The organism is Rhodococcus sp. 7Tela_A2 (genome assembly GCF_049311045.1).
Taxonomy (GTDB): Bacteria; Actinomycetota; Actinomycetes; order Mycobacteriales; family Mycobacteriaceae; genus Rhodococcus.
The window spans coordinates 1-9,130 of the sequence record NZ_JAXION010000149.1 but is presented as its reverse complement, the minus strand read 5'-3'; the positions used below and the strand labels follow the sequence as shown (position 1 = coordinate 9,130).

The window sequence follows — 9,130 nt, the reverse complement described above, 5'->3', positions numbered from 1 at the left end:
GGCCCCCCCCCCTCTCCCGCGGGGGCCCCCCCCGTCGTCCGGTTACCGCTCGATCAGAACACGACCACCCCGCGCAGATTCCTGCCCTCGTGCATGTCGGTGAAGCCTTGGGCGATGTCGTCGAGCTTGTAGGTGGACGTCACCAGCTCGTCGAGCATGAGCTTGCCCGAGGTGTAGAGGTCGATCATCCAAGGGATGTCGGCGGTCGGCGCGAAGGCGCCGAACAACGAGCCCTGGAGTCGCTTCTGGTACAGCACCAATTCCATGGCGCTGATAGGGATCCCGAAGTCGGTCATCTTCCCGAGACCGGTCACCACACAGGTGCCGGCCTTCCGGATCGACGAGAACGCCTCCGCGATGTGCTCGCCGGTTGTCACGCCCACGGTGACGATCGCGGCGTCGGCGCCCTGCCCGTTGGTGTACGAACGTGCGATCTCGGTGGCCTCCGTCATACCCGCGACGGCATGGGTCGCACCGAACCGCAGTGCACTCTCGCGCTTGAACTCCACCGGGTCGACGGCGATGATGTGGGCCGCTCCGGCGTGCGCGGCTCCCTGCACGGCGTTGATGCCGATTCCGCCGATTCCCTGCACGATGACGGTCTGCCCGGGATACACCTCTGCGGAGTTGACCGCCGCGCCCCATCCGGTGCCGACACCGCAGCCGAGCAGGCACAGCTTGTCGAGCGGGAGATCCTTGTCCACCTTGATCGCGGAATCGACGCTGACGGTGGTGTATTCGCTGAACGTGGACAGGCCGCACGTCTGTGCGACCTCGACGCCGTCGAGGCTCAGCCGGAAGCTCGCCGGATCGTCGGGGCGGCTGCCGGTCATGATCGCCGCACCTCGATCGCACAGGTTCTGGAGGCCCTTCGCGCACCAGCGGCACCGTCCGCACGCAGCCAGGAACGAGAACACCACATGGTCGCCCTCGCTCCATCCCGTGGTGCCGGGTCCGACCTGCACCACCACACCGGCACCCTCGTGACCGCCGCAGATGGGGTAACTGCCGACCGCGTGGTCACCGGTGGCGATGTGGTCGTCGGAATGACACAGCCCTGCGGCCACCATCCGGACCATCAGTTCGCCGTGGCGCGGTTCGTCCAACTCGAGGTCGGCGATCTCGTAGGTACCGGGTGCTGTGCGGATAATCGCGCCACGGGTCTTCATCAGGTGTTCTCCTCGGGGTGGGGGCGAGCGTGGGGTAGCCGGGCCGTCACGGGGTGATCTGAGCCGCCATCGCGGCGCGGTATCCCTCGCCGTACGGCGGCAACATTCCCCACTCGCGGCGCGGATCATGTTCCGGTGACTCGAAAATTGTTCGGGCGTGGCTGAATTCGAGGAATCCTTCGCGACCGTTGTAGTGACCCATCCCGGATTCACCGACACCGCCGAACGGCGCGTCGAGCATCCCCGCGTGCATCAGCACGTCGTTGATCGTGACGCCACCGGACGTGGTGCCGTCGACGACGGTGCGCTGCTCGTCGGCGTCCCTCCCGAAGTAGTACAGCGCCAAGGGTTTCGGACCCGAGTTGACGGTGTCGAGGACGTGCGTGAGATCGTCGTATGTCCGCACCACCAGGGCGGGTCCGAAGATCTCTTCCCGCGAGATCGCCGCAGACTCTGGCGGGTCGAGCACCAAGCGCAGCGGCCGACGGCGTTCCTCGGTGCTGATCGGCTCGTCCGGAGCCACCTCGACTCGTGCGCCCAGTCCTGCTGCCTCGCTGACGTATCCGTCGATCCGTGCGGCATGCCGGTCATCGACGATCGCGGTGGCGTCCGGATTTCCGGCCACCGTGGGCAGCAACTCCGCGTAGGACCGGGTTATCGCCGAAACGAACGACTCGAGGGATTCGGCGGGCACGTACACGGTGTCGGCGTTGACGCAGAGCTGACCTCCGTTGGTGGCCTTGGCAACCGCGATCCGAAACGCCGCCGTGTCGAGGTCGGCCGAGCGCCCGATGATCACCGGCGACTTCCCGCCCAGTTCCAGGGTCACCGGGACGAGGTTGCGGGCAGCGTTCTCGAGCACCGAGCGACCGGCGGCCACACCACCGGTGAAGACGATGTGGTCGAAGGGCAGCGACGTGAGGGACCGCGCGACATCCGGGCCACCGGTGACCACCGCGACGTCCACGGGATCGAGGAACTCGGCGGCCGCCTCGGCCAGCACCTGCGCGGTGCGCGGGACCACCTCGGACGGTTTGAGCACCGCGCGGTTGCCGGCTGCGAGGACACCGGCGAGTGGGCCCATCAGGGTGTAGACCGGAGCGTTCCACGTTCCGATGATCGCGACCGAGCCCTTGGGCTGGTAATGGATCGCAGCGGTAGCACCGAGTTGGTCGTACGGCGCGAACACCGTCCGCTGCTCCGGCTGCATCCAGCCGTCGAGGTGATCGCGCGCGTACTTCAGAGCGGTCACCGAGCCGAGCACGTCGTTGACGGTCGTGTAGCCCGGATGACGTCCACCGAAGTCGGCGTCGATCGCCTCGACCAGTTCGTCGCAGCGGGCGACGAGCATGTCGATCACCCGCTGGATGCGGGCCCGGCGTTCCGCGGGAGAACTCGTCCGCTGAGAACGGAACTCGGCCTGCTGATCTGCGAGAAGCTCGACGGCCGACGACTCCGCGCTGATGTGTGTGGTCATGCCGCCGAGGCTATGAGCGGCGTCACACTCCCCGACGTGGAATCTCGCTCAGCGGGACCGGCCGAATCTCAGTTCCCGGGTGCAGTCACGGACTCGGGCTGTCTCCGCGCGGGCGCCGCGGCTTCCGGCTCCGCGATCGGGTCGGCCGCATCGGACGCGGTGCCCTCCGCGGGCGCCTGCGCCGGTGCTTCACCGGCCGGAGCGCTCGCGGGCGTCGACGACGCGGGCGCCGGCGCCGGGCTCGCCGGAGCGGGCGCGTCGCCTCCCGCGCCCTGATCACCTTCGGAGTCCGCACCGTCCTTGTCGTCGGGCTCGACGCACTTGACGATCGGCACCGGGTCGTAGCGCACCGTCCGCGTCGTGTTCGAAATCTGCGCACCCGTCTTTGCGTCGGTCACGACACGAGTGTCGGAGACCGTGAATCCCTGGGCTCCGCTCGACGCGATGCAGCCGGGGCCGGCAGGCAACGTGATGGTGTTCGGCGTGGTGAAGTTCGTGCGCTCACCCGTGATCGACTGCACGTCCACGGTCTTGGTCCCCCACAGACGCACGGTGACGTCGGAACCGGTGGTGATCGTCTGGATGAGCACGCCCGTCTCGAACGGATTGCGGAACTGCAGGTCGATCGCACCCTCGAAGACAGTGGCCTCACGGGCGGCGGGATAGCGGGAGATGTAGTAGCTGTGCTCGGTGTGGGCCACGTCCTCCATGCCCGCGAAGTAGGACGCGTTGTAGAGCGTGGTCGCCAGCTGGCTGATGCCGCCGCCGACCGCTTTGCCGGGGCGTCCCGCCTCGATGATGCCCGATTCGACGTAGCCCTCCGCTGCGCCGCGGGGGCCGGTGTACCCGTTGAGGGAGAAGGTCTCTCCCGGTTTCAGGACCGCACCGTTGATCTCCGCGGCGGCCAGGCGGATGTTGACACCGGACGCGTATTCGAAACCGCCGGTCGTGTACTCCCCGATGACCTCGTTGATGCCGAGCTTCTCGGCTGCCTCGGTGGTGAGCGCAGGGTCCACGGTCTGATAGACCGCCTCGACGACCCGGTCGTCGGTGACGGCGAGCAGTTCGGGGAACGTTTCGAGGGTCTTGGCCCAGTCGACGAGTTCGCCCTTCACACCGGGCACCACCGCGGGACGTCCGCCCTGGATCTCGATCCGGGCGTCGCGGGGCTCGGTTTCCGTCGGCCGGAGCTGAGGCGCGAGAATCTCGACGGCCGCCTCGGGATGGTATTCCGGCGTCAATCCGCCTTTGCCGTCCGGCACGAACGACAGCACCGCACCGATCTGGTCGCGAGCGAGGGTCGCCGGCGTCCCGTCCTTGCCGCGCACGACGAGGTCGGCGGAGACCGCCGGAACGGCGATGTCGGCGAGGGCGCGGTCCAGGCCCTCACGCGTGACCGTGACATCGACCTGCTCGACCGGCAGCGACACTTCACCGAATGCCCAGCGCTCGGCGAACACGTCGGATGCGGTAGCGACATCTACGCGCTGACCGGGCTGCGGGGTGACGGGGACGGGGGTACCGCCCTCGAACACGATGTTGCCCTCGCGAGGCGAATACGCGGCGGCCGCCGTGAACTCGTCGATGGCAACGGCGAGGGTCGCGTCGTCTCGGGTGGAGACGACGCCGATCTCCTCGTCGCCGAAGAACGAGGCCAATCTCGTGAAGGGGTTCAGAGGCTGCGATCCGACGCGGTCGAGCGTCGCATCCCAATCGATACCGATCCCCGCCTGAGCAGGCACGATTTCCCCGCTCGTCTCCCCGGCGACAACCGGGACGGGCTCGTCGAGGCGCTCGCTGAGCACCTGACGCAGGTGCGCTTCGGCCTCGTCGAGCGACTCCCCGCCGATCTCGATGCCGGCAACGGTGACGCCGCGCGGCACCTTGCCGGAACTGACCGCGAGGTCTGCGACGTACAGCACGGCGAGCAAGGCGACGACTCCGCCGACGACCAGCGCGACCGTGCGCTTGGGCACGCCCGACCACCAGGAGCCCGATCCGTCGCCGGACGATCCGGAGTTGCCACCGGGCGGAGGCGCGACCGGGGGCGGTGAACCCGGCGGCGGTGTGGGAGGCGATGCCGGGGGCGGCGCGTTGCGGGAATCCGGAGCCGACGAAGGCAGCGGTGTACTTCCGGCGGGCTTCGCGGACGAGGCATCCGACGAGCGGTGGATACGGGCGGTGGACGCGTCTTCGCGACCGGATTGCGTCACCACCGGAATCACCGCCGTGGCCGCTTCGGACGGGTCCGTCTCGGGACGTGCGGTCTCGGGGCGCGGTGTCTCGGGGCGCGGTGTTTCGGGGCGCGCGGTCTCGAGTTTTGCCGTCTCGGGCTGCGGCGTCCCGGAGTGGGGCGTGCCGGACTGCGGCTTCTCAGGCTCCGGCGGCTCGGTGCCGGGGTCGGCAGGCTCTTCACGGGGAGTCTCCGGGACCCGCGGCGCCGAAAAAGCAGCGAACTGCTCGGTCGGAGCCGACGAACTGTCTGCCTCGCCTGCCGACGAACCCCGCGAATCGGGCTCGGCCGGTCGAACGTCGTCGTTCTCGTGTTCGGAGCCGTCGGTCCCGTGTGTGCCGCTCACCCAAATCCCTTCACCAACTGGGCGCGCCGGGACGGAAACCCCGTGCGCCGGTTACCACACCCAGAGTAGTTCCCCGGTTTCACCGTGCTGCGGCCGGAATGCAGAAACCCCGTGTTGCTACCAGGTCGGGGGTCAGGCAGCAACACGGGGTCGACCGGTCTATCGCTGTGCTCGCCGAGGCGTTACAGACCTACCGGATTTTTTTCGTTCGGTGTGGTCTACGCCTCGAGAATTGCGGTCACACCTTGGCCACCGGCAGCGCAGATGGAGATGAGGCCGCGGACCGGCTGCCCGGTCTCCTGCTTCTTTTCGTGCAGCATCTTGGCGAGCGCCGCCACGATGCGTCCACCGGTCGCCGCGAACGGATGCCCGGCCGCGAGTGAAGAACCGTTGACGTTGAGCTTGGTGCGGTCGATCGATCCGAGGGGTGCGTCGAGTCCGAGCTTGCCCTTGCAGTAATCCTCCGACTCGAACGCCTGCAGCGTGGCGAGCACCACGGATGCGAATGCCTCGTGGATCTCGTAGAAGTCGAAATCCTGCAACGTCAGCCCGTTGCGCTGCAGCAGACGCGGAATTGCATAGGTGGGAGCCATGAGCAGGCCGTCGCCGCCGTGGATGTAGTCGACCGCGGCGGTCTCGGAGTCCACCAGGTACGCCAGCACCGGAAGCTTCCGTTCCGCCGCCCACTCCTCGCTGGACAGAAGCGCCGCGGAAGCGCCGTCGGTGAGAGGAGTGGAGTTACCCGCCGTCATGGTGGCGTCGCCGAGCTTCTTCCCGAACACCGGCTTCAGCGTCGACAGCTTCTCGACCGACGAATCGGGCCGCAGATTGTCGTCGCGGGTGAGGCCGAGGAACGGGGTGACCAGATCGTCGAAGAATCCGCGATCGTAGGCCGCGGCCATGTTGCGGTGGCTCGCGACGGCCAGTTCGTCCTGATCCTCGCGGCGGACCCCGAATTCCTTGGCGGTGATCGCGGCGTGCTCGCCCATCGACAGACCGGTGCGGGGCTCGCCGTTGCGGGGGATCTCGATGCCGAGCATCGACGGACGGACGTTGCCGAGCAGCTTGGCGCGTGCTCCGGTGCCGCGTGCCCGGTTCAGCGAGAGCAGGAATTCGCGGAGTTCGTTGCTCACGGCGATGGGTGCGTCGGAGGTGGTGTCGACGCCACCGCCGATGCCGGCCTCGATGCGGCCGGCGGCGATCGCGTCTCCCACAGAGATGATCGACTGCAGACCCGTGCCGCAGGCCTGCTGGAGGTCCCATGCGGGCGTGTACGGGCTGAGTGCGCTGCCCAGGACCGACTCCCGGACGAGGTTGAAGTCACGGCTGTGTTTGAGAACGGCGCCACCGACGACTGCGCCGAGGCGTTCGCCCTGGAGGTTGAAGCGACCGACGAGGCCGTCGAGTGTCGCGGTGAACATGTCCTGGTTCGATGCGCGCGCGTACTTGCGGTCGGACCGTGCGAACGGGATCCGGTTGCCCCCGAGGACGGCGACACGGCGCTGTTGCGTGGAACGGGCTTTGGTGGTCACTGGTGTCTCCCGGATTCAGATGGACTCGAATTCTGGTTACTATTCTTACTCACGGGTAAGTTTGTTGTCGACCACTGCATCGACGACCGAAAAGAAGAAGGTGGAACCGTGGCAGAAGCCAAGGGCGCTCCGAAGCTCTACGCCCAGCTCATCTCGTCCGCACCCGGATCTTTCCTCGCCAAGCAGTTCGGCCTGCCGCAGCCGGAGAAGCTCAGGCGTTACCAGCCCGGCGAACCCGCACTCCCCGGGCCGCTCCTCGTCGGTGGCAACGGCCGGCTGATCGAGCCGATCCGGTCGCTGTTGAGTGACTACCCGATCGCCGACCCCGCCGACACGTCGTTCGGCGGACTCGTCTTCGACGCTACGGGCATCACCGACTCCGCGGGCCTCGAACAGCTCTTCACCTTCTTCCAGCCCGCGATCCGAAACGTGGCCCCGAGCGGACGCGTCGTCGTTCTCGGCACCACGCCCGAGGACGCGTCGTCGGTGGACGAACGCATCGCGCAGCGCGCGCTCGAAGGATTCACCCGCAGCCTCGCGAAAGAGCTTCGCCGCGGTGCGACCGCCCAACTCGTCTACGTCTCGCCCAAGGCGTCGACCGGACTGTCCGGCGCCGAATCGACCCTGCGGTTCCTGCTCTCGGCGAAATCCGCCTTCGTCGACGGTCAGGTCATCCGCATCGGAGACGGCGACGCGACCGCTCCGGCGTCGTGGGACAAGCCCCTCGCCGGAAAGGTCGCCGTCGTCACCGGTGCGGCGCGCGGCATCGGCGCCACCATCGCGGAGGTCCTTGCGCGCGACGGCGCCACGGTTGTCGCGGCAGACGTCCCCGCGGCCGGGGAAGCACTCGCGCAGACCGCCAACAAGGTCGGCGGCACTGCGCTCGCCCTCGACGTGACCGCGCCCGACGCAGGCGACAAGCTCGCGGCGCACCTTCTCGAACGCCACGGCGGAGCGGACATCATCGTGCACAACGCGGGCATCACCCGCGACAAGCTGCTCGCGAACATGGACGACGCCCGGTGGAACGCCGTCATAGGCGTCAATCTCGTTGCACCCCAGAAGATCACCGATGTCCTGGTCGAGAAGGGCGCGCTCAAGGAGGGCGGCCGCGTCGTGGATGTCTCCTCGATCGCGGGGATCGCCGGCAATCGTGGCCAGACCAACTACGGTGCGTCCAAAGCCGGGGTCATCGGACTGGTCCAGGCCACCGCTCCGGTCCTCGCCGAGAAGAACATCACGATCAACGCCGTCGCCCCGGGCTTCATCGAGACCGCGATGACCGCGGCCATCCCGGTCGCGACCCGCGAAGGCGGACGACTGATGAGTTCGTTGCAGCAGGGTGGCGAGACGGTCGACGTCGCGGAAACCGTGGCGTGGTTCGCGAGCCCCGCGTCGAGCGCCGTGACCGGCCAGGTCGTCCGCGTGTGCGGTCAGTCCATGCTGGGGGCCTGATGGCGGTCATCGAACTCGATTCGAGCCCTTCGGTTCTCGGCGTCTACGGCCGTGCTGTGCTGTCGGCACTTCCGGTCGTGGGAGCCAAGGGCGACACGCTGCCCGACGACACGCTCGTCCTTCGTGGTCTGCGCGTGGATCCGGACAACCTCGCCGAGTACACCAAGGTGTGCGGGCTGACGTTCGGCGACACCCTGCCGCTCACCTACCCGTTCATGCTCACCTTCCCGGTGGTCATGAAACTCATGGTGTCCAAAGGGTTTCCGTTCGCAGCCGTCGGCTCGGTACACGCCGAGAACGTGATCGAACAGTACCGGCCCATCTCCGTCACCGAACCGCTCGACGTGCGGGTACACGCGGAGAACATGCGCGAACACCGCAAGGGTCTGCTGGTCGACGTGGTGAGCGAGGTCGCGGTCGGCAGGGAACCGGTGTGGCGCCAGACCTCCACGTTCCTTCATCAGCAACGGACTTCACTGTCGGGGCAGCCCAGGAAGGACCCACCGGAGGTGGAAATTCCGCCGGTCCCGACTTCCACACTGAGGGTGGATCAGAAGGTCATCTCCCGGTATGCTGCGGTATCCGGAGACCGGAATCCGATCCACGTTTCGACCCTGGGCGCCAAGGCCTTCGGCTTCCCGAAGACCATCGCCCACGGAATGTGGAGTGCGGCGGCAGCATTACGCGCCGTCGAGGGCAAGGTCCCCGGAGCAGTGACCTACGCGGTGAAATTCGGTAAACCGGTACTTCTTCCGGCGACCGTGAATCTCTACGCGCGGCGCGACGCCGACGGCTGGGATATCTCGCTTCGCCATCCGAAGAAGCTCTACCCACACCTCACCGCAACACTGCGCTGACGATCGGAGGGGGGGGTTCGGGGCGCGGTGGGGGGGGGCCCGGCCCCGGCCGCCCCCCAGC

The 9,130-nt window shown here is 67.8% G+C and carries 6 protein-coding genes; 2 read left to right on the top strand and 4 right to left on the bottom strand.

Annotated elements, in window-relative coordinates; translation table 11 throughout:
• Window positions 1-53 precede the first annotated feature (53 nt).
• The 4 genes from TVH25_RS19455 to TVH25_RS19440 form a co-directional block, all read right to left on the bottom strand.
• Window positions 54-1,169, bottom strand: coding sequence for an NDMA-dependent alcohol dehydrogenase (locus TVH25_RS19455; protein ID WP_169651470.1), 1,116 nt, complete (start codon window positions 1,167-1,169; stop codon window positions 54-56).
• 46 nt (window positions 1,170-1,215) lie between these two features.
• A complete protein-coding gene (locus TVH25_RS19450; protein ID WP_296549886.1) occupies window positions 1,216-2,646 on the bottom strand; it encodes an aldehyde dehydrogenase family protein in 1,431 nt (476 codons plus the stop codon).
• A 68-nt stretch (window positions 2,647-2,714) separates the two neighbouring features.
• On the bottom strand, window positions 2,715-5,225 hold the full coding sequence (locus tag TVH25_RS19445) for a VanW family protein (protein ID WP_422425249.1): 2,511 nt from the start codon (window positions 5,223-5,225) through the stop codon (window positions 2,715-2,717).
• A 218-nt stretch (window positions 5,226-5,443) separates the two neighbouring features.
• Window positions 5,444-6,757: an acetyl-CoA C-acetyltransferase gene (locus tag TVH25_RS19440; RefSeq protein WP_422425248.1), complete on the bottom strand. Its 1,314-nt coding sequence runs from the start codon at window positions 6,755-6,757 to the stop codon at window positions 5,444-5,446.
• 108 nt (window positions 6,758-6,865) lie between these two features.
• On the opposite strand from TVH25_RS19440, the gene TVH25_RS19435 reads away from it, so the two are divergent.
• On the top strand, window positions 6,866-8,212 hold the full coding sequence (locus TVH25_RS19435) for a 3-oxoacyl-ACP reductase (protein ID WP_169622151.1): 1,347 nt from the start codon (window positions 6,866-6,868) through the stop codon (window positions 8,210-8,212).
• Entirely contained in the window at window positions 8,212-9,069 is an 858-nt protein-coding gene (locus tag TVH25_RS19430) for a MaoC family dehydratase (RefSeq protein WP_378528172.1), read from the top strand. Before TVH25_RS19435 ends, TVH25_RS19430 begins: the two co-directional genes overlap by 1 nt.
• The last annotated feature ends 61 nt before the right edge of the window (window positions 9,070-9,130 follow it).